Annotated in this window: 15 protein-coding genes; 10 read left to right on the top strand and 5 right to left on the bottom strand. The window is 61.4% G+C overall.

What is annotated here, in order from left to right; all coding sequences use genetic code 11:
- Position 1 precedes the first annotated feature (1 nt).
- From mexE to ACMTA2_RS16285, 6 genes are all read left to right on the top strand, one after another.
- Positions 2–1,255: a multidrug efflux RND transporter periplasmic adaptor subunit MexE gene (mexE, locus tag ACMTA2_RS16310; protein WP_413790812.1), complete on the top strand. Its 1,254-nt coding sequence runs from the start codon at positions 2–4 to the stop codon at positions 1,253–1,255.
- Positions 1,256–1,270: 15 nt separating this feature from the next.
- Positions 1,271–4,450 (top strand): efflux RND transporter permease subunit, encoded by a 3,180-nt coding sequence (locus ACMTA2_RS16305; protein WP_413790811.1) that lies wholly within the window; start codon positions 1,271–1,273, stop codon positions 4,448–4,450.
- Entirely contained in the window at positions 4,447–5,868 is a 1,422-nt protein-coding gene (locus ACMTA2_RS16300) for an efflux transporter outer membrane subunit (protein ID WP_413790810.1), read from the top strand. Before ACMTA2_RS16305 ends, ACMTA2_RS16300 begins: the two co-directional genes overlap by 4 nt.
- A 315-nt stretch (positions 5,869–6,183) precedes the next feature.
- Positions 6,184–7,242, top strand: a complete 1,059-nt coding sequence (locus ACMTA2_RS16295; protein ID WP_413790809.1) for a tetratricopeptide repeat protein — start codon at positions 6,184–6,186, stop codon at positions 7,240–7,242.
- A gap of 152 nt (positions 7,243–7,394) precedes the next feature.
- Positions 7,395–8,897, top strand: coding sequence for an ATPase domain-containing protein (locus ACMTA2_RS16290; RefSeq protein ID WP_413790808.1), 1,503 nt, complete (start codon positions 7,395–7,397; stop codon positions 8,895–8,897).
- Entirely contained in the window at positions 8,894–10,564 is a 1,671-nt protein-coding gene (locus ACMTA2_RS16285) for a response regulator (protein WP_413790807.1), read from the top strand. Before ACMTA2_RS16290 ends, ACMTA2_RS16285 begins: the two co-directional genes overlap by 4 nt.
- A 75-nt stretch (positions 10,565–10,639) precedes the next feature.
- On the opposite strand, the gene ACMTA2_RS16280 is transcribed toward ACMTA2_RS16285, so the two are convergent.
- From ACMTA2_RS16280 to ACMTA2_RS16260, 5 genes are read right to left on the bottom strand one after another with little or no spacing between them, the layout of a single operon-like run.
- Entirely contained in the window at positions 10,640–11,017 is a 378-nt protein-coding gene (locus ACMTA2_RS16280; protein ID WP_413790806.1) for a response regulator, read from the bottom strand.
- Positions 11,010–12,290 (bottom strand): hybrid sensor histidine kinase/response regulator, encoded by a 1,281-nt coding sequence (locus ACMTA2_RS16275; RefSeq protein WP_413790805.1) that lies wholly within the window; start codon positions 12,288–12,290, stop codon positions 11,010–11,012. The genes ACMTA2_RS16280 and ACMTA2_RS16275 overlap by 8 nt, the downstream gene beginning before the upstream one ends.
- Positions 12,291–12,295: 5 nt before the next feature.
- A complete protein-coding gene (locus ACMTA2_RS16270; RefSeq protein ID WP_413790804.1) occupies positions 12,296–12,883 on the bottom strand; it encodes a chemotaxis protein CheB in 588 nt (195 codons plus the stop codon).
- Entirely contained in the window at positions 12,880–13,695 is an 816-nt protein-coding gene (locus tag ACMTA2_RS16265; RefSeq protein ID WP_413790803.1) for a CheR family methyltransferase, read from the bottom strand. The genes ACMTA2_RS16270 and ACMTA2_RS16265 overlap by 4 nt, the downstream gene beginning before the upstream one ends.
- Positions 13,695–17,177, bottom strand: a complete 3,483-nt coding sequence (locus ACMTA2_RS16260) for a response regulator (RefSeq protein ID WP_413795668.1) — start codon at positions 17,175–17,177, stop codon at positions 13,695–13,697. The genes ACMTA2_RS16265 and ACMTA2_RS16260 overlap by 1 nt, the downstream gene beginning before the upstream one ends.
- Positions 17,178–17,504: 327 nt before the next feature.
- Between ACMTA2_RS16260 and ACMTA2_RS16255 the strand changes: the two genes are divergently transcribed.
- From ACMTA2_RS16255 to ACMTA2_RS16240, 4 genes are all read left to right on the top strand, one after another.
- Positions 17,505–17,810, top strand: a complete 306-nt coding sequence (locus ACMTA2_RS16255; protein ID WP_413795667.1) for a response regulator — start codon at positions 17,505–17,507, stop codon at positions 17,808–17,810.
- Positions 17,811–17,887: 77 nt separating this feature from the next.
- The gene (locus tag ACMTA2_RS16250) at positions 17,888–19,180 is read left to right on the top strand and encodes a glycosyltransferase (protein ID WP_413790802.1); all 1,293 of its coding nucleotides are present in this window, start codon (positions 17,888–17,890) and stop codon (positions 19,178–19,180) included.
- 70 nt (positions 19,181–19,250) lie between these two features.
- Positions 19,251–20,156, top strand: coding sequence for an AraC family transcriptional regulator (locus ACMTA2_RS16245; protein ID WP_413790801.1), 906 nt, complete (start codon positions 19,251–19,253; stop codon positions 20,154–20,156).
- Positions 20,157–20,539: 383 nt separating this feature from the next.
- The gene (locus ACMTA2_RS16240) at positions 20,540–21,850 is read left to right on the top strand and encodes an ABC transporter substrate-binding protein (protein ID WP_413790800.1); all 1,311 of its coding nucleotides are present in this window, start codon (positions 20,540–20,542) and stop codon (positions 21,848–21,850) included.
- Positions 21,851–21,855: the final 5 nt, after the last annotated feature.

Here is a 21,855-nt window from a genome sequence, read left to right as displayed (position 1 = left end):
CATGGAACATTCACTTTCAAAACTGCGTTTTCCCCTCGCGCTGCTGGCGGTGCTGGTGATGAGCGCCTGCGGCAAGACTCCCGACACGGCAGCGTCCATGCCGCCGGCCAAAGTCAGTGTGGCCAAGGTATTGGAGCAACCTGTCAACGAATGGGATGAGTTCACCGGGCGCCTTGAAGCGCCGGAAACCGTCGAGATCCGACCGCGGGTTTCCGGGCAAATCGACGAAGTGGCCTTCACGGAAGGCGCGTTGGTCAAGAAAGGCGACCTGCTGTTCCAGATCGACCCACGCCCCTTCCAGGCTGAAGTCCGTCGTCTCGAAGCCCAACTGGCCCAAGCCCGCGCCACCGCCACCCGCAGCGAGAACGAAGCCCAGCGTGGCGAACGCCTGCGCTTGAGCAATGCCATTTCCGCCGAGCTGGCGGATTCGCGCACCAGCGCCGCCCAGGAAGCCCGTGCCGCCGCCGCGGCCATCCAGGCGCAATTGGACCTGGCGAAACTGAACCTGAGCTTTACCCGGGTCACTTCGCCCATCAGTGGTCGCGTCAGCCGGGCGGAAATCACCGCCGGCAACCTGGTGACCGCCGATGTCACGCCACTGACCAGCGTCGTGTCCACCGACAAGGTCTACGCCTACTTCGACGCCGACGAGCGTGTCTTCCTCAAGTACACCCAACTCGCCCGCCAGGGCCAGCGCGGCCAGGCCACGCCGGTCTACATGGGGCTGTCCAACGAAGACGGCAACCCGCACCTGGGCCAGATGAACTTCATCGACAACCAAGTCAACCCGCAGACCGGCACCATCCGTGGTCGCGCGGTGTTCGACAATAAGGACGGCGCCTACACGCCAGGCCTGTACGCCCGCCTGAAGCTGGTGGGCAGCGGCACTTACGCCGCCGTGCTGATCAACGACGAAGCCGTGGGCACCGACCTGGGCAAGAAATTCGTGCTGGTGATGGACGCCGACAACAAGCCGGCCTACCGCGCCGTCGAGTTGGGGCCGAAGATCGAAGGCCTGCGTATCGTGCGCAGCGGCCTGAGCAAGGACGACACCATCATCGTCAAGGGGCTGCAACGGGCGCGCCCGGGTTCGCCGGTCACCCCTGAAACCATACCGATGGCCAGCGACGAGACCCTCGCCGCCCTGGCCCAACAACGTAAAGCGCTCGAAGCCAGCAACCTGCCCCAAGTCGCGCCCTCCAAGGCGGCGTCCAGCTCGGCAGGCAAACTGGCCGCTGCGACCCCACGCGGTTAAGGGACTGAATCCAAGATGAAATTTTCCCAGTTCTTCATTTCCCGGCCGATCTTTGCAGCGGTGCTCTCGCTGCTGATCCTGATCGCCGGCGCCATCTCGCTGTTCCAGCTACCGATCAGCGAATACCCGGAAGTCGTGCCGCCGACCGTGGTCGTACGCGCCAATTTCCCCGGCGCCAACCCCAAGGTCATCGGCGAAACCGTGGCCGCGCCCCTGGAACAAGCCATCACCGGCGTCGAGAACATGCTGTACATGTCCTCGCAGTCCACCGCTGACGGCAAGATCACCCTGACCATTACCTTCGCCCTGGGCACTGACCTGGACAACGCCCAGGTGCAGGTTCAGAACCGCGTCACCCGGACCGAGCCCAAGCTGCCCGAAGAAGTGACGCGGATCGGCATCACGGTGGACAAGGCCTCGCCCGACCTGACCATGGTCGTGCACTTGACCTCGCCGGACAAACGCTACGACATGCTCTACCTGTCCAACTACGCCCTGCTCAACATCAAGGATGAGCTGGCGCGCCTGGGCGGCGTGGGTGATGTGCAACTGTTCGGCATGGGCGACTACTCCCTGCGGGTCTGGCTGGATCCGAACAAGACCGCCTCGCGCAACCTGACCGCCACCGACGTGGTCACCGCAATCCGTGAACAGAACCGCCAGGTGGCAGCCGGTGCCCTGGGGGCCCCGCCAGCGCCGAATGCCCAGGCCTTCCAGTTGTCGATCAACACCCAGGGTCGCCTGGTGAACGAGGAAGAATTCGAGAACATCATCATTCGCTCCGGCGCCAACGGCGAGATCACTCGCCTGAAGGACATCGCCCGGGTCGAACTGGGATCCAGCCAATACGCCCTGCGTTCGCTGCTCGACAACCAGCCGGCCGTGGCGATCCCGATCTTCCAGCGTCCGGGCTCCAACGCCATCCAGATATCCAACGACGTTCGCGAGAAGATGGAGGAATTGAAGAAAGGCTTCCCGGCCGGGATGGACTACAGCATCGTCTATGACCCGACGATCTTCGTCCGCGGCTCCATCGAAGCAGTGGTCCACACCCTGTTCGAGGCCCTGATCCTCGTGGTGCTGGTGGTGATCCTGTTCCTGCAGACCTGGCGCGCCTCGATCATTCCCTTGGTGGCGGTGCCGGTATCGCTGATCGGTACGTTCGCGGTGATGCATCTGTTCGGCTTCTCGTTGAATGCCCTGTCGCTGTTCGGCCTGGTACTGGCGATCGGTATCGTGGTGGACGACGCCATCGTGGTGGTGGAGAACGTCGAGCGAAACATCGAACTGGGCCTTACCCCCGTGGAGGCGACCAAGCGCGCCATGAGCGAAGTGACCGGCCCGATCATCGCCACCGCTCTGGTGCTGTGCGCGGTGTTCGTTCCGGCAGCGTTCATCAGCGGCCTGACCGGGCAGTTCTATAAACAGTTCGCCCTGACCATTGCCATCTCCACGGTGATTTCGGCAGTCAACTCCCTGACCCTGTCGCCAGCCCTGGCTGCGGTATTGCTCAAAGGCCATGACGCGCCCAAGGACCGTTTCTCCAAGTTCCTCGACAAGCTCTTCGGTGGCTGGCTGTTCCGTCCGTTCAACCGTTTCTTCGAGCGCGCCAGCCATGGTTATGTGGGCACCGTCGCTCGAGTGATTCGCAGCAGCGGCATCGCCCTGGTGCTCTATGCGGGCCTGATGGTGTTGACCTTCTTCGGTTTCTCCACCACCCCGACCGGCTTCGTGCCCGGCCAGGACAAGCAGTACCTGGTGGCCTTCGCCCAATTGCCGGACGCCGCGAGCCTGGACCGTACCGAAGACGTGATCAAGCGCATGTCGGACCTGGCGCTCAAGCAACCGGGTGTTGAAAGCGCCGTGGCCTTCCCGGGCCTGTCGATCAACGGGTTCACCAACAGCCCGAACGCCGGCATCGTATTCGTGACCCTCAAGCCCTTCGACGAGCGCAAGGACCCGAGCATGTCGGCCGGCGCCATCGCCGGTGCCTTGAACGGCCAGTACTCGGAGATCCAGGAAGCCTATATGGCGATCTTCCCACCGCCGCCGGTACAGGGCCTGGGCACGATCGGTGGTTTCCGCCTGCAAATCGAAGACCGGGGCAACCTGGGCTACGACGAGTTGTATAAAGAAACCATGAACATCATCACCAAGAGCCACAGCGTGCCGGAACTGGCCGGGTTGTTCACCAGCTACACCGTGAACGTGCCCCAGGTCGATGCCGCCATCGACCGTGAAAAAGCCAAGACCCATGGCGTGGCCGTCAGCGACATCTTCGACACCCTGCAGATCTACCTGGGTTCGCTGTATGCCAACGACTTCAACCGCTTCGGCCGTACCTACCAGGTCAACGTCCAGGCCGAGCAGCAGTTCCGTCTCGAGTCGGACCAGATCGGCCAGCTCAAGGTGCGCAACAATCGTGGCGAGATGATCCCGCTGGCGACCTTCATCAAGGTCAGCGACACCTCGGGGCCAGATCGCGTGATGCACTACAACGGCTTCATCACCGCTGAAATCAACGGTGCCGCCGCCCCGGGGTACAGCTCCGGCCAGGCTGAAAAGGCCATCGAGAAACTGCTCAAGGACGAACTGCCGAACGGCATGACGTACGAGTGGACCGACCTGACGTACCAGCAGATCCTCTCGGGCAACACCGCGCTGTTCGTGTTCCCGCTCTGCGTATTGCTGGCGTTCCTGGTGCTCGCGGCACAGTACGAAAGCTGGAGCCTGCCATTGGCGGTGATCCTGATCGTACCGATGACCCTGCTGTCGGCGATTACCGGGGTGATTCTCTCCGGTGGCGACAACAACATCTTTACCCAGATCGGCTTGATCGTACTGGTGGGGCTTGCCTGCAAGAACGCGATTCTGATCGTCGAGTTCGCCAAGGATAAACAGCTCGAAGGCATGAACCCGCTGGCGGCGGTCCTCGAAGCGTGCCGCCTGCGTCTGCGGCCGATCCTGATGACCTCCTTCGCCTTCATCATGGGCGTGGTGCCCCTGGTGTTTTCCAGCGGCGCGGGTGCGGAAATGCGCCATGCCATGGGTGTGGCGGTGTTCTCCGGGATGCTCGGCGTGACCTTCTTCGGCCTGCTGCTCACCCCTGTGTTCTATGTACTGATCCGCAACTTCGTCGAGCGCAGCGAGGCCCGCAAGGCGGCCCGGGCTTTGAAACTGGAGGCGCAACAATGAGCTTGAAAGTGTTTGTGCCGAGCCTGCTGGCCCTGGCACTGAGTGCCTGCGCCGTGGGCCCGGACTACAAGGCCCCGCAAACGGAGGCGGCGACTATCACCACCGCCACCGACGGCGCCGCCGGCCAGAAGAATTTCGACCGCGCCCGGTTCGAAGGCATCTGGTGGCAACAGTTCGACGACCCGACCCTCAACGCGCTGGTGACCCGCTCCCTGGAAGGCAACCGCGAGTTGCGCGTGGCCTTCGCCCGCTTGCGGGCCGCCCGGGCGATTCGCGATGACGCCAGCAACGACGCCATGCCGACCATCACCAGCCGTGCCAGCAGCAACCTGGGCAAAGGCCAGATCCCGGGGCAGACCACCGACCGGGTCAATACCGAGCGTTACGACCTGGGCCTGGACATGGCATGGGAGCTGGACTTGTTCGGGCGCATCCAGCGCAACCTGGAAGCCACCGACGCCGATCAGCAGGCAGCCGAAGCCGATCTCTATCAGTTGCAGGTGACCATGATCGCCGAACTGGTGGACGCCTACGGACAATTGCGCGGCGCGCAACTGCGGGAAAAGATCGCCCTGGCAAACCTCAAGAACCAGCAGGATTCACGCAAGATCACCGAAAGCCTGCGTGATGCCGGCGTCGGCGATCAGCTTGACGTGGTCCGTGCCGATGCGCGCCTGGCCTCGGTGGAAGCCAGCGTGCCGCAATTGCAGGCCGAACAGGTGCGCCAACGCAATCGCATCGCCACGTTGCTGGGCGAGCGTCCGGACAAACTCAGCGTGGACCTGAGCCCGAAAGAGTTGCCGGCCATCGCCAAGGCCCTGCCCATCGGCGACCCGGGCGAACTGCTGCAACGGCGCCCGGACATTCTCAGTGCCGAACGCCAATTGGCCGCCGCCACGGCGCGCATCGGCGTGGCCAAGGCCGACCTGTTCCCACGGGTCAGCCTGAGCGGTTTCCTGGGCTTCACCGCCGGACGTGGTTCGCAGATCGGCTCCTCGGCCGCCAATGCCTGGGCGCTGGGGCCGAGCATTACCTGGGCCGCTTTCGACCTGGGCAGCGTGCGGGCGCGCTTGCGCGGTGCCGACGCCGAGGCAGACGGCGCCCTGGCGAACTACGAACAGCAAGTGTTGCTGGCCCTGGAAGAATCGGAAAACGCCTTCAGTGACTACGGCAAGCGCCAGCAACGGCTGATTTCGCTGATCCGCCAGAGCGAATCGAGCCGTGCCGCCGCCGACCTGGCGCAGATCCGCTACCGCGAAGGCACCGCGGACTTCCTTGTGTTGCTCGACGCCCAGCGCGAACGCCTGGCGGCCGAAGACACCCAGGCCCAGGCCGAAGTGGAGCTGTACCGCGGCATCGTCGCGATCTACAAGGCCCTGGGAGGCGGGTGGAAACCGGAAACCGTCGCCAGCAACTGATCCGCCCTGCTCAACCGAGCTCCTTTGGTTGGCCGCAACCAGCCAAATTTTTGCCCCGCCTCTCAATTGGATGCGGGGCTTTTTTTCGGCCGAAGCTTGCTGAGGACGACCCTGTGGGAGCAAAGCTTGCTCGCGATAGCGGTGTGTCAGTTGCGTTGATGCCAAATGTACCGCCCTCATCGCGGGCAAGCCTTGCTCCCACATTGACTCGGGCAAGCTGACCCTGGGCGCATGAGATGCCTCACAAGGTTTGACTCAAGCCCCCACCTGGTCGAAGCTTGCGGCATTTCACGCTTCTGGTAATGGATTCCCTGCATGCCCTCGCCTCGCCGCCGTTATCTACTCCTCGGTCTCTGTGTCCTGCTGTTGCTCGCTCTTGTCGCAGTGTGGCTACGCACCACCACGCCGCAAATCCCCGAAGCGATCAAGCGTGGCTACAGCGAAGCCTTGGTAAGTGCCCGTAACGGACAGCCGGGGGCGGCGCGGATGCTTTACCAGCAACTGGGGCGTGCGGACCTCTCGCCCAAGCGCCGCGTGTGGTTGCACGCCGAACTGCCCAACTACCCCAGCCCCCAAGCCTTGAAACTGGCGGACGCGGACCTGCACAGCGAATCGCCGGACGTGCGCCGGGCCGCCATCGGCAGCATCGTCGGGCTGGTGCCAACCGGCCAGCGCAGCCTCTTGCTCGGCCCACTCCTGGATGATGACGACCCGAACGTCCGGTTCGCCGCGGTGAACGCGTTGCTGGGCTTGTCGCCGGATGACCTGGGCTTGTATTTCGGGGCGATGCAGGTCGCCATCGACACCTGGGAGCAGGTGCTCGAAGACGGTCCGAAAACCGCGGAGTCCCACTACCAGCTCGCTCGACTGCACCTGCACAACGCTGAATTGAAAAAAGCACAATTGGCCCTTGAGCAGGCCTTGCGCCTGCAACCGGACAACCTCCCGGCGCTGGTCATGCAGATCGAAGTGCTGGACAAACAGGGCCAGGGCGAAGCCGCACGACTATTGCTCGCCCGACAGTTGCAAACCCAGCCCGCGTCGGCTTATCTGCAACATGCGCTGGGCCTGTGGCTGCTACAACACGGCCAGAGTGAGTATGCGGTGCTCGGACTGGCAAAAGCCGTGGAACTGGAGCCCGATAACCGGCATTACCGCTATGACCTGGCGACTACCCTGCATGCCGAGCAGGAAGTGGAAGCTGCACAGAAACAACTGCAGGAAATCGTCCAGCGCTACCCCGCCGACCGCAAGGCCCGGGTATTGCTGATCAACTATTGGAAGGAAACCGGCCAGTTGCAGAATGTGCAGATCCTGTTGGCGCAACTGGAACAGTTGAACCCCGATGACCCGGCGCTGCAACAAGGCCTGTAGATGCCCTGATTGCTCCTGAAAGTTGTGCACTACACCGCGTTTTGTCGAAGCAAGCGGAACCGCCATCACCGCCAAAGGTCAAGTGTTCAAGCAGTTGATTTCAGGCGTTACCACGCCTGCTGCCCACTTCCCTAGTCATGAGAGGGCTATTTTTGTCTACATCTAACGAGTTGATCAGTGCAAAAGCCGCCACCGGCATCGAAGGACTGGACAACGTCCTTTCCGGTGGTTTGTCCCGCGGCCATGTGTTCCTGCTCGAGGGGGAACCGGGGACCGGTAAGACCACGGTCGCGCTGCATTTTCTGCTGGCCGGTGCGAAGGCTGGCGAGCGCTCGTTGTACATCACGCTATCGGAAACCGAGCGTGAATTGCGCCAGGGCGCGACCTCCCACGGCTGGACCCTGGACGAGAACATTCATATTTTTGAGCTGACGCCGCCCGAAAGCCTGCTCAATGCCGAGCACCAGCAGAGTTTGCTGTACTCCTCGGACCTGGAACTGGGCGAAGCGACCCGGCAGATTTTCGAAGTGGTCGAGCGGGTCAAGCCGACCCGAGTCGTGCTCGACAGCCTGTCGGAGATCCGTCTGTTGGCGCAAAGCTCCCTGCGCTACCGTCGGCAGATCCTGGCGATCAAGCATTACTTCGTGCGCTACGACGCCACGGTCCTGTTGCTCGACGACCTCACCACCGAATCCCTGGACAAGACCGTACACAGTGTCGCCCACGGGGTGATTCGCCTGGAAGAACTGACCCCCAACTACGGCGCCGAGCGGCGGCGGATCCGGGTGGTCAAGTATCGCGGCCAGAAATACCGCGGCGGCTACCATGACTTCACCATCATGGGCGACGGCGTGCACGTCTTCCCGCGCCTGGTGGCCGCCGAACACCGCGGTCAGTACCTGCGCCAGCAGCTCTCCAGTGGCATCGTCGAAATGGACGCGCTGCTGGGCGGCGGTATCGAGACAGGTTCCAGCACGTTGATCCTGGGTCCTGCGGGGACCGGCAAGTCGCTGATCTCGCTGATTTTTGCCGCGGCCGCCGTGCAGCGGGGCGAGAAGGCTGCGCTGTTCATCTTCGACGAAGAGTTGGGCCTGCTGTTCGAACGCATGAACAACATCGGCATCGATCTGCAGGCCCTGCAAGAGACCGGCAACCTGCTGATCGAACAGGTGGACGCCGCCGAACTATCTCCCGGTGAGTTCTCCCACCGCGTGCGTCGTTGCGTCGATGAGGGCAACATCAAGACTGTGGTCATCGACAGCATCAACGGCTACCAGGCGGCGATGCCGGAAGAGAACGCCCTGGTGCTGCACATGCATGAATTGTTGCTCTATCTCAACCGCAAGGGCGCGGCGACCTTCATGACCGTCGCCCAGCACGGTCTGGTCGGCGACATGCAGGCACCCGTGGACATTACCTACCTGGCCGACACGGTGATTCTGTTGCGTTATTTCGAAGCACTGGGCAAGGTTCGCCGAGCCATTTCCATCATCAAGAAACGCACCGGCAGCCACGAGTCGACCATCCGTGAATACCGCATCAGCGGCCAGGGCATGACCATTGGCGAACCACTGGAGGCGTTCCAAGGGGTCTTGCGAGGAGTGCCCACTTACATGGGCGAGAGCAACCCGTTGCTCAAGGATGAACACCGGTGACGCCGGCCGAGCCCCTGTCCGAGCGGGCACTGATCCTCGCGCCGCTGGGACGGGACAGCCAGATCGCCTTGATGATCCTCAATGAAGCCGGTTTTGCCGGCCTCATCTGCCGCCATCTGGGCCATTTGTGTGAAGAGCTGGAGAGTGGTGCAGGCCTGCTGGTGATTTCTTCGGAGGCCTTGGCAGGCCCCGACCTGGAAAACCTGTTCCTGCACATCGAGCAACAGCCGGCCTGGTCCGACCTGCCCATTGTCTTGCTGACCCATCACGGCGGGCCGGAACAGAACCCGGCGGCGCGTATCGGCATGCAATTGGGCAATGTGACCTTTCTTGAGCGACCTTTCCACCCGGTCACGCTGATCAGCCTGGTGACCACTGCCCTGCGGGGCCGCCGAAGGCAGTACGAAGCCCGCGACCGCCTGATCGACCTCAGCAACAGCGAGCTGCGCCTGCAAACCACCCTTGAAACCCTCGAGCAGCAGGTAGAAGAGCGTACCGCCCAATTGCGCCACAACGAAGAGGCCCTGCGCCAGTCGCAGAAAATGGAAGCGGTCGGACAACTGACCGGCGGTATCGCCCACGACTTCAACAACATGCTCACCGGGATCATCGGCAGCCTCGAGCTGTTGCGCCGTCGCCTGGCCCGGGGTCGCACCCAGGACCTGGACAGCCTGATCGACCTGGGCGTGACCTCGGCCAACCGCGCCGCCGGCCTGACCCATCGCCTGTTGGCGTTTTCCCGGCGACAATCGCTGGACTCCAAGGCTGTGCAGATGAATACGCTGGTGCTGTCCATGGGCGAACTGTTGCAGCGCAGCCTCAACGAAAGCATTCGCCTGGACATGCAACTGGACGAACGACTCTGGGTTGCCGAAGCCGACCCCAACCAGCTGGAAAGCGCCCTGCTCAACCTGGTGCTCAACGCCCGGGATGCCATGCCCAACGGCGGAAACCTGGTGGTGCAGACCAGCAACCGGTACCTGGATGCCGACTTCACCAATGCCTACCCCAACCTGGAGCCCGGCGACTATGTGGTGCTGAGCGTGCAGGACACCGGTTGCGGCATGCCCGAAGCGGTGATCAGCCGTGCCTTCGATCCGTTCTTCACCACCAAGCCGATCGGCCAGGGCACAGGCTTGGGCCTGTCGATGATCTACGGCTTCAGCAAGCAATCCCGTGGCCATGTGACCATCGACAGCGAAATCGACAAAGGCACTACCGTCAACCTTTACCTGCCACGCTTCATCGGTGAAGAAATACACGAGCCCCAGACCACCGCCCAGCACGCGCCGTATGCGCGGGACGGCGAGACCGTACTGATCGTCGAAGACGATCCCGCGGTGCGGGTGCTGGTGAGCGCGGTATTGAGCGAACTGGGCTATGCCTTCGTGGAAGCGGCCGACGCCAACGGCGCATTGCCGATCCTCCAGTCAAGCCAGCGCATCGACCTGCTGATCAGTGACGTCGGCCTGCCCGGCATGAATGGCCGGCAACTGGCGGAAATCGGCCGGCAGATCCGGCCGGACCTGCGGGTGCTGTTCATCACCGGCTACGCCGAACATGCAGCGGTGCGCGGCGGCTTCCTCGACCCGGGGATGCAGATGATCACCAAGCCGTTCACGTTTGATCTACTGACGGCCAAGGTACGGGAGATGATCACGGTTTGAATTGACTGAATGTCTCTTGTGGCGAGGGGATTTATCCCCTTGCCACACAAGCCGTGTTTCCAGTTCAAACTAAACCTAGGACAACATCGACTGCATGATGCCCTGCAGCTCATCCAGGTCGAACGGCTTGTCCAGGATCGGGGCCCTGCGGGTAATGGGGCTATCGGTGTCGCGCACTTCCTGCGCGTAGCCACTGATGAAAATGACCTTCAGTTCGGGGCGCAACTTGACCGCAGGCTCTGCGATCTGCACCCCCGAGATACCGCCCGGCAGGCGGAAGTCGGTAATCATCATGTCCAGATGAGGCTTGCTCGCCAGGATCTCGAACGCCTGGGCACCGCTTTCGGCCTGTAGCACCCGGTACCCCTCGCCCGACAGGTAGGCCGACAGCACCATCAGGATCGACGGGTCATCCTCGACGATCAATACAACATCTTGCGCATCTTCACTCATGAGAAGCCTTTGTTCGATCAATAGCTGCTGATACGACCTTGGGGTCTCTCAGAGGTTGCGTCTGTTCGCCGGTTTTGTCCAAGGGAGTTTTCTGCAAGGGCAGGCAAACACGAAACAACGCCCCTTCATTGAGCCGGCTGTCGACCGTGATCGTCCCGCCATGGGCCGTGACGATCTGCTCGGAAATGAACAATCCCAGCCCAAGGCCCGAGGCGACCGCCTTGGACGATACGCGCTCGAACTGCTGGAAGATGCGACTCTGGTTCTCCTCGCTGATGCCGATGCCGTGGTCCTGGACCTCGATGCAGGCATGCTCGGACGTCTTGTAGACGCGCACTTCGATCGGGCTCTTGCCACCGTAGCGCAGTGCATTGGTCAACAGGTTCGACACCACCTGCTCGATACGAAACTCATCCCAAAGCCCCTCCACTGCCGGCTCGGCCATGCAGGTCAACGAGCACTCGGCGGCCGCGATCTGCGGTTGGAAGTTGCGCAACAGGTTCTCCACCAATGCCGTCAGGTTGAAGCGGGCCGGACGGATCGACAGCTTTCCGGTACGAATCCGCGACACATCCAGCATGTCCTCGATCAGTCGGATCAAGCTCTTGATCTGGCGCTCATCGCGCTCGACCATCGCGCGCACCTTGTCCAGGCTGAAGGCTGCGGCATTGTCCCGGGCCAGGTGCATCTTGCGCAGCTGGGTCTCGAGAATGAGGCCATTGAGGGGCGTGCGCACCTCGTGGGCGACGATGGACATGAAGTCGTCGCGCATGCGCACCGCCTGCTCCAGCTCGCCGCGCGTGGCTTCCAGTTGCTGCAACAGGACCTCCTGCTCGCGACGACTCTGCTCAAGGGCCACCACCTGCTCCCTCATGGCCTTTCGCTGGCGATACAGTTCGACGAACACATTGACCTTGCTCGTGACGGCCAGGGTATCCAGCGGCTTGTGCAGGAAGTCCACCGCGCCATTTTCATAACCGGTGAAGGCGTAGTTGCGCTCACGTCCGGCGGCGCTGACGAAAATGATCGGGATGCCGCGGGTCTTCTCCGTCCCGCGCATCAGCTCGGCCAGGCCGAAACCGTTCATCTCCGGCATCTGCACATCGATGATGGCCAGGGCAAAGTCGTGTTGCAGCAACAGGGACAATGCTTCGTCCGCCGACAGGGCCTTGTAGATCTCGCGATTGTCTCCCCTGATCAACGCTTCCAGGGCCAACAGATTCTCAGGCAGATCGTCGACGATCAGCAGTTTGGCTTGAATATCTCTTGGCATGTGGTTCATTCCAGCCCGGCCAGCAATTGGCCGATGCCTTGCAAAGTAAGGATATGGTCGGGCTCGTGCAGGGCCAGCGCCGCTTCGGGCATGGTCGAGACCTGGGCTTCTGCGGGGTCCTGGACCACCGTGATCCCGCCCAGCTCCCTGACCCTCGCCAGGCCCCGGGCGCCATCGTCGTTGGCGCCGGTCAGCACCACCGCCAGCAACGTCGGGCCGTAGACATCGGCGGCTGACTCGAACAGCACGTCGATGGACGGTCGCGAATGGTGTATGGGTTCCTCCAGGCTCAACGACAGGCTACGGTCAGACTCGACCGACAAATGATAGCCGGGCGTCGCAACGTACAAGGTGCCCGGGACAATGTCCTGCTTGTCACGGGCCTCCTCCACCGGCACCGCCAGGCGATGGCCGAACACGGAAGCCAATTGGCTGTCGCGCTCATCCGGCAAATGCAACACCACCAGGACGGGCACGCCGAAACCTTTGCGCAAGTGTCCGAACACCCTGAGCAACGCTTCGACGCCGCCGGCCGATGCCCCGACGACAATGGCCTCGATGGGCGGCCTCGATCTGTCCTTCGTCTGGTTCATAACTTGCGATAGATCCGTTCCTGTTTGACCAACGGCTCGAATCGATGGCCGTAAGCCGAAAAATCCAATGTCTCCTTACTGCCCAACACCAGGAAACCACGGTGACAGAGGGACTCGTGGAACAGTCCAAATGCACGATCTTGCAGTTTTTTATTGAAATATATCAATACATTGCGACATGAAATTAACTGGGTTTCTGAAAAAACACTGTCGGTCGCCAGGCTGTGATCGGCAAAGGTCACGTTCTCGCACAGGGTCTTATCGAACATCGCATAATCGTAGGCGGCCGTGTAGTAATCGGCAAACGATCGCCGTCCTCCCGCGTTCTGGTAGTTCTGGGTATAGCTGCGCACACTTTCCAGGGAGAAAATCCCCTGCTTGGCTTTTTCCAACGAGCGTGGGTTGATATCGGTGGCGTAGATGAACGTGCGGTCCAGCAGTCCTTCTTCGCGCAGCAGGATGGCCATGGAGTAGACCTCCTCCCCCGTGCTGCAACCGGCGATCCAGATCTTGATCGAAGGGTACGTCCTGAGCAACGGCACGATTTCCTCGCGGATTGCCAGGAAATGCGAGGGATCGCGAAACATCTCGCTGACAGGGATCGTCAGCAGTTGCAGCAACTGCATGAACGCCCCCGGGTCATGCAGCACACGCTCCTGCAAGGCCGAAATGGTCTTGCATTCGAATTGACTCAGCGCATGGTGGACCCGGCGCTTGATGGAAGCGCCGGAGTAATCGCGAAAATCGTAGCTGTACTTGAGGTAGATCGCTTCGATCAACAACCGAAGTTCGATGTCAGTGTCACGTTCCACTAAATTCTTTCCATATTCGGCAACCACACGCGAATCAGTGAAAACAGACGATCCAGATCGATCGGTTTGGCCAGGTAGTCGTTGGAACCCGCCGCCAGGCAGCGTTCCTGATCGTCCTTCATGGCCTTGGCCGTCACGGCGATGATGGGCAGCTTGCGCCAGCGCGGGTCCTTGCGGATCAGCGCGGTGGCCTCGAAACCGTCCATCTCCGGCATCATTACATCCATCAGCACCAGGTCGATGTCGTCGAACTCATTCAGGCGATCGATCGCCTCCATGCCGTTGCGGCCGATGACCACGATCGCCCCTTTCGCTTCCAGGGCGCTGGTCAGAGCAAAGATATTGCGCACATCGTCGTCCACCAGCAGCACCTTGCGGCCTTCGAACACCTTGTCACGGCTGCGGGCAGTCTTGAGCATCCGCTGCCTTTCATGGGACAACCGGGATTCGACTTTGTGCAGAAAAAGTGTCACCTCATCCAGCAGGCGCTCTGGCGAACGGGCGCCCTTGATGATGATCGAGCGTGAATACTTGCGCAGTTCGGCTTCTTCGTCCCGTGTCAGGTTGCGCCCGGTGTAGACGATGACCGGCGGGAAGGAGCAGATGTCTTCGCTGGACATGCGCTTGAGCAGGTCGTTGCCGAGCATGTCCGGCAACTTGAGGTCGATGATCATGCAGTCATAGACGTTGGTCCGCAGCAGGTCAAGGGCTTGCTGGGCCAGGCCAACGGCGGTGATCTCAATGTCATCGTCGCCGATCAGGCGGGTAATACTGTCACGTTGCAGGTCATCGTCCTCCACCAGCAGCACTCGCTTGACCTTCTGGGTGAGCTTGGCCTCCAGGCGGGCGAACACGTCCTTGAGTTCTTCGCGGGTGGTCGGCTTGACGGCATAACCGATGGCGCCCATGTGCATGGCGGCTTCGACACGGTCTTCGACGGAAATCACGTGCACCGGGATGTGCCGGGTTTCGGCCTGCTCCTTGAGTCGCTGCAGCACCGTCAGCCCCGAATGGTCCGGCAGGCGCATGTCCAGCAGGATCGCGTCGGGGGCCAGTTGCAACGCCAGGTCGAAGCCTTCGTCGGCACCGTGGGCCACCAGGCACTGGTAACCGAGCTCATGGGCCAGGTCGAAAAGAATCCGGGCGAACTTGGGCTCGTCTTCGATCACCAGAATGCACCGGGTGTCGAACGGCGCCTTGTCGCGATCATCGGCGAACCGGGCAATCGGTGTATCCACCTCGGCGATCAGCGGCGCTGGTGAGGTTTTTTGCGCGACAGGTGCCGGCGCGGTGGCCGTCGGAATGAAGGTCATCGGCTCTATCGGCGTGTCCCCGGGCTCGATGTAACGTTCTGGCAATACCAGCGTGAACACACTGCCTTGACCAGGCTGGCTGGAAACGGAGATCGAGCCGCCCAGCAACGTGGCCAGGTCCCGGGAAATCGACAACCCCAGGCCAGTACCGCCGTAGCGACGGTTGGTGGTGCCGTCGGCCTGGCGGAACGCTTCGAAGATGCTTTGCTGCTGGTCAGCGGCGATGCCGATCCCGGAGTCCCGCACCATGAACGCGATGCCAGCACCCGGCTGGCCGGCCACGGACAGGCTGACAGAGCCTTGCTCGGTGAACTTCACGGCGTTGGACAGCAGGTTCTTGATCACTTGCTCCAGGCGCTGGCGATCGGTGTAGAGCATCGCGGGCGCATCGGGCAGCACCTGCACCTCGAAACTCAGGCCTTTGTCGGCCGCCAACGGCCCGAACATATCCCGCAACCCTTCCACCAGACGCTGCACGCTGGTGTTTTCCGGGCGCACTTCCAGTTTTCCAGCCTCGACCTTGGAAATGTCGAGAATGTCGTTGATCAGGTTCAACAGATCGTTGCCGGCGGAGTAGATCGATTCGGCAAACTTGACCTGCTCCTCGCTGAGGTTTTGCTGCGGGTTCTCCGCCAGCAGTTTGGACAGGATCAGCGAGCTGTTGAGCGGCGTGCGCAGTTCGTGGGACATGTTGGCCAGGAACTCGGACTTGTACTTGCTCGAGCGCTGCAGCTCTTCGGCACGCTCCTGCAACTGGATCTGGGCCAGGTTCAGCTCACTGTTCTTCTGGTCCATGGCGTCGCGCTGCTCGGCCAACTGCTCGTTGGTCTGCTCCAGCTCCTGTTGCTGGGTTTCCAGGTGGGCCTGGGACTCCTTGAGGATGCGCGACTGCTCTTCCAACTCCTCGTTGGCAGTCTTGAGCTCTTCCTGTTGGACTTGCAGCTCTTCGTTCAACTGCTGGGTTTCGGCCAACACTTCCTGCAAGCGCTGGCGATAACGGGCAGCTTCGAGGGAGGTGCCGATATTGCCGGCGATCAGTTCCAGCAATTCGATATCACGCTCGGTCAATGGCCGCAGGAAACCCAGTTCGATGACACCGTTGATCCGATCGTCGTCACTGGTGGGCACCACCAGCACGCTGTTGGGCAGGCCTTGCCCCAATCCGGAGCTGACTTTCAGGTAATCGTTCGGCACCTCATCCAAGCGAATGAGGCGTCCCTGCTGCACGGCCTGGCCGGCGATGCCTTCGCCTGCGACGATCACTTGCTGTTGTTCTTCATCTTCCCGGGACAGGCCGTAGGTGGCAACGCGCCTGAGGACACCATTTTCCTCCCGCACATAGAGTGCAGCGACAGCGACATCCAGGTATTTGGCACAGAACTGCAGGATGTTGCGGCCCAGCAGGTTCAGCGACAGTTGCCCCAGGACCTGCTCGGCCAGCTGCGTCTGGCCGTTGCGCAACCAGGCCTGCTTTTCCAGGTGCAAAGCGCTGCGTTGCTGGACTTTCAAGCTGGCGCTGTAGCTCTCGGACAGGTTCAACAGGTCCCGGCGACCGACGTAGGCCAGCAGCCCGCTGACAGCCGCCACGAACAACAGATAAAGGGCAATGCTCCAGATGGTCGTGGTGCGCACATCCAGGTTACGCGCCGCACGCAGTTGCTGCTCGGTGGCGACGATCTCTTCGAAGGACTGGCGAATCTCATCGGTCAGACGCTTGCCGCGCCCGGCCTTTACCGCGCCGCGGTAATCACCGCTGCTGCGTTGCAAGTCAATCATGCCCTGGGCGTAATTGGACCACTCCGCCTGGAGTGCCTGGATCTTGCGCAGGCGGTCGATCTGGGCGGGATTGTCGGCTGTCAATTCCAACAATGTGTTCAGCGCCACGGCGATGCGCGGCTTGGCCACTTCGTAGGGGTCGAGGAAGTGCTCGTCACCGCTCAACAGGTAGCCGCGCATGCCGGTTTCCAGATCCACACTCAGCTTGAGCGCTTCGTTGGCGTTATTGATCACCCTGTCGGTATGGCCGACCCATTGGATCACCGACAGCAGATAGGTGATAAGGATGATGAAAAACACCGCGCTGAGGGCGCCTATGCCCAGCGGCAGGCTGATGTTGCGACTCAGGAGCTTGCGAAAACTTTGCTCGTCGACCGAAGACGAAGGGATCATGGAAAGGGCCTTGGTGGACAGTTGAAAACCGTGGAGTTTGCCCGAAAAACCGCGCATGGATCCACATTTTCTGACGAGTCAAGGACGCAAAATCCGGCGACGATAGGCCGGGTAGCAAGGCAGCGACTATCCTTGTCAGCTCTTGTACTATAGATCCTTTCTTGTACACCCCAGGGAACTTGTGCCGCCTTGGCACTTACTCATGAATGAGACCAATTTTTTTTGTGCGCCCTCCCGCTCCCATCTTTCGAGAATGCATCTATGCCCACCGCCACCGCCGCCACCCAGCCCACCATTCTGGTAGTCGAAGATGACGACATCGTGCGGATGTTGATCGTCGACGTACTGGAGGAACTGGAGTACCAGGTACTGGAGGCAGACGGTTGCGAGCAGGCGCTGACGTTTTTGCGCGACGACGCGCAGGCCATCGCCCTGATGATGACCGACGTCGGCCTGCCGGTAATGGACGGGCGTGAACTGGCCAGGCAGGCCCGCTCCGTGCGGCCGGACCTCCCGGTGTTGTTTGCCAGCGGTTATGCCGAAAGCATCAATGTGCCTGAAGGCATGTCGGTGATCGGCAAACCCTTCTCCATCGATCAGTTGCGGGACAAGGTCAAACGCATTCTTTCTTGAGCCCGGTCGCATTCTTGGTCACTATCGGCGCCCCGTGCGCCGATGGCGCCTGAATCGCTCCGAGGAACCCCCAGCTCATGCGTCACCCCACCGCCACCAAAGTCCTGGTTATCGGCTATGTCTGGCCCGAGCCGCGTTCATCGGCAGCCAGTGGGCACGTCATGCAGATTCTGGACACTTTCCTCGGGCAAGGTTGGGACATCACCTTCAGCAGCCCGGCCGGCCCGGGCGAGCAGCGCGCCGACCTGGGCGCGCTGGGCATCCGCGAAGTGCCCATCGAACTCAATAGCAGCAGCTTCGACGCGTTCATCCGTGAGCTGGCACCGGACATCGTGCTGTTCGACCAGTTCATGATGGAAGAACAGTTCGGCTGGCGGGTCGAGAAGCACTGCCCTGGCGCCCTGCGAGTGCTGGAGACCTCCGATTTGCAGAGCCTGCGTCACGCCCGGCATCAGCGCCTGAAGGATCGCCTGAAGCGCGACGAAGCGAGCGAGGACTTCAGCGACCTCTTCGCTCCAGCCCTGGCCGATGAATTCCAACAGATGGCCGACACCGACCTGGCCAAGCGGGAAATCGCCGCCCTGTATCGCTGCGACCTCAACCTGATGGTGTCCGAGGTTGAGATCGAGCTGTTGGTGGAACACTTCAGATTACCCCGTCACCTGTTGCACTGGTGCCCCTTGATGCTGGACCTGCCCAGCGGCCCGCCGGTGCCGTTCGCGGACCGGGCGCACTTCCTGAGCATCGGCAACTTCCGCCATGCGCCGAACTGGGACGCCGTGCTCTGGATGAAAAACGCCATCTGGCCGCTGATCCGCCAGCAATTGCCCGGCGCACAACTGCACCTGTACGGCGCCTACACCCCGCCCAAGGCCGCCGCGCTGCACAACCCGGCCCAGGGCTTTCACATCATGAATTGGGCCGAGGACGCCTTGCAGGTCATGTCGGCTGCACGCATCTGCCTGGCGCCACTGCGCTTTGGCGCCGGCATCAAAGGCAAACTGATCGACGCCATGCTCTGCGGCACCCCCAACGTCACCACGCCCGTGGGGGCGGAAGCCATGCACGGCGACCTGCCTTGGCCTGGGTCGATTGCCCGGAGCGCCGAGGACATCGCCCGTGAGGCAGTGCAGTTGTATAGCGACCAGGACCGCTGGACCCGAGCCCAGGACGCTGGCCTGGTGCTGCTGGCGAGCCGTTACCGGCAGCAAGTGCACGGGCCGGCACTGATCGATCGCATCAACACTTGCCGGGCGGACCTGGCGCAACGACGCCGGGACAATTTCACCGGCAGCATGCTGCGTCACCATCAGCACAAAAGTACCCAATACATGTCCCAGTGGATCGAAGAAAAAAACCGCCACGGTTAAACGTCAGGGTGGCACCCACTTGGAGATGGGGGCATTATCCAACGGCGATAACAATAAAAGCGCCAGGCCCATGACCCGAACAGCCAGAGTCACCGACCCTTCCTACGAGTTGATGGACGATCATAACGGGTTGTCCATCATCTATCGCCAGCACGGTTTCCCTTGTCCGCTGGTGCGTTGGCACTTCCACAAGGAATACGAACTGCACTTGATCGTCGCCAGTTCCGGCAAGGTGTTCATTGGCGACTACATCGGCAACTTCTACCCCCAGTCGCTGTTTCTCACCGGCCCCAACCTGCCCCACAACTGGATCAGCCAGGTGGCCGAGGACGAAGTGGTGCCCAAGCGCGACATGCTGGTGAACTTCACCGACGAGTTGTTCGAAAGCGGCCACCAGGTATTCGCCGAACTCAAGACGGTTGCGCCGCTGCTCGAACGGGCCCAATACGGCATCGAGTTCCGTTGCAAGCGCACCATCCGCCAAGCCACGACCCTGATGCAACGCATTGCCGACTCCCGAGGCATGAGCCGCCTGGGGCACTTTTTCATCCTGATGGAGCTGTTGGCCGCCACGGATGACTACCAACTGCTTTCCGGCGCGACCGCCCCCCAAACGGCGGACGAACACAGCATCGACCGCACCAACCGCGCGGTGGACTACATCTTTGCCCACTACGCCCGGGAACTGCCCCTGGAAGAAGTCGCCGAGCACCTGGGCATGAAGCCCACCTATTTCAGCCGGGTGTTCAAACAGGCCACTGGCCGCTGCTTCATCGAATTCGTCAATCGCCTGCGCATCAGCAAATCCTGCGAATTGCTGGCCGACGGCGATAAACCGGTGACGGATGTGTGCTTTGAGTCCGGCTTCAACAACATCTCCAATTTCAACCGGCGCTTCCAGCAGCTCAAGGGCATGACCCCGTCCCACTACCGACGGCTGGCGGTACAGCGGTTGACCGAGCAGAACCAGGGCTGAGACTTTCTCGACTCAATTGCCTGGATCAGGGACAGAGTGGACCTGTGACGAGGGGATTTATCCCCGCTGGGGCGCGAAGCGGCCCCAAATGCTATCTACCACCGAGGTGGATCAGAAAGGGCCGGGGGCCGCTTCGCAGCCCAGCGGGGATAAATCCCGTCGCCACAGATATATCCTCCACACGCCGATACCCACCTTCCCTACAGATGAATGTCCACCTGAAACCTCCTTCAGTGCAAAAAAGTATCAGCGCAAGTGCGACGGATGATTTGTCACACCGTCCATTGAAGGCTGTAATCAGCGCACATTCTTCCCTTCATCCGGAAGACACAAAAACAATAACTGTCCTTCTGCAGCCTGCGGGCGCGGAAAAGGAGTGCGCGATGAAACCTTCGGTAAAAGTTCTGCTTGTCTCCACCTGCATGACCCTCAGCAGCGTCAGCTTCGGCGCAGAGACCCTCACCATTGCCACCGTCAACAACAGCGACATGATCCGCATGCAAAAGCTCTCGAAAACCTTCGAAGCCGAGCACCCGGACATCAAGCTGAACTGGGTGGTACTCGAAGAAAACGTCCTGCGTCAACGGCTGACTACCGACATCGCCACCCAAGGCGGACAGTTCGACGTTTTGACCATTGGCATGTACGAAGCTGCACTCTGGGGCGCCAAGGGCTGGCTGGAACCGATGAAAGACCTGCCAGCCTCCTACGATCTGGACGACGTTTTCCCTTCCGTGCGCGAAGGCTTGTCGGTCAAGGGCTCGCTGTACGCCCTGCCGTTCTATGCCGAAAGCTCGATCACCTATTACCGCACGGACCTGTTCAAGGATGCCGGGCTGACCATGCCTGAACACCCGACCTGGACCCAGATCGGCGAATTCGCAGAAAAGCTCACCGACAAATCCAAGGAACAATACGGCCTGTGCCTGCGAGGCAAAGCCGGTTGGGGCGAGAACATGGCGCTGATCACGACCCTGGCCAACGGTTTCGGCGCGCGCTGGTTCGACGAGAAGTGGCAACCTGAATTCAACGGGCCCGAATGGAAGGACGCACTGAACTTCTACGTCGACAATATGAAGAAATCCGGCCCGCCGGGCGCCTCCAGCAACGGTTTCAACGAAAACCTGGCGTTGTTCAACAGCGGTAAGTGCGCAATCTGGGTCGATGCCAGCGTCGCCGGTTCGTTCGTGACCGACAAGACCCAGAGCAAGGTGGCCGATCACGTCGGATTCACCTTCGCCCCCCACGAAAAAACCGACAAGGGCACCTCGTGGATGTACTCCTGGTCCCTGGCCATCCCGACCAGTTCCAAAGCCAAGGAAGCGGCCAAGGTCTTTACCACTTGGGCAACGTCCAAGGCGTACAACCAGTTGGTCGCCAAGACCGATGGCATTGCCAACGTACCACCGGGCACCCGCACCTCCACCTATAGCGACGAGTACATGAAGGCGGCGCCGTTTGCCAAGGTGACGCTGGAATCGTTGAAGGTCGCCGACCCGAAAGCGCCGACCGTAAAGCCTGTGCCCTACATCGGCATCCAGTTGGTGACCATTCCAGAGTTCCAGGCCATCGGCACCCAGGTGGGCAAGTTCTTCTCCGGCGCGCTGACCGGCCAGCAGACCGTGGACCAAGCGTTGACCGCAGCGCAGTCCACCACCGAACGCGAGATGAAACGCGCCGGGTATCCCAAGTAGTCAGC

The sequence above is a fragment of the Pseudomonas medicaginis genome, assembly GCF_965119365.1.
Lineage (GTDB): Bacteria > Pseudomonadota > Gammaproteobacteria > Pseudomonadales > Pseudomonadaceae > Aquipseudomonas.
The sequence above is the reverse complement of the archived record's forward strand: the minus strand, read 5'-3'. Positions and strand labels throughout refer to the sequence as shown.